1 pseudogene is annotated in these 320 nt (G+C 39.1%); it reads left to right on the top strand.

Annotated elements, in window-relative coordinates:
* Positions 1-87: 87 nt before the first annotated feature.
* Positions 88-320: pseudogene (locus tag CWB66_RS20965) on the top strand (two-component system sensor histidine kinase EnvZ); the annotation flags it as partial.

The raw sequence follows: 320 nt of genomic DNA, 5'->3' as shown, positions 1-320 counted from the left end.
CGAAATTGATGCCGCTAACCCGCGTTATATCCAAACTGTATGGGGTTTGGGCTATGTGTTTGTGCCGGATGGTGAAAAGTAATTTATATGGGGATGTTTCCACGCAGTGCATTTGGGCAAACGGTTTTTTTAGTAGCAGCATTGCTGCTAATAAACCAAATCGTGTCTTACGTAACAGTGAGTTTATATGTTGTAAAGCCGACTATTGAGCAAGTTAATTTAATGCTCGCCAAACAAATTAAAACAGTATTTATTGATTGGGAAGACGGCGTAGAGATCAATGATGAGGTTTCAGAAAAATTTTTTGAGATCACAGGCAT

This window comes from Pseudoalteromonas sp. S558 (assembly GCF_005886635.1).
Lineage (GTDB): Bacteria > Pseudomonadota > Gammaproteobacteria > Enterobacterales > Alteromonadaceae > Pseudoalteromonas > Pseudoalteromonas aliena.
Note: the sequence above shows the minus strand (reverse complement) of the source record. Positions and strands in the feature narration are given on the sequence as shown.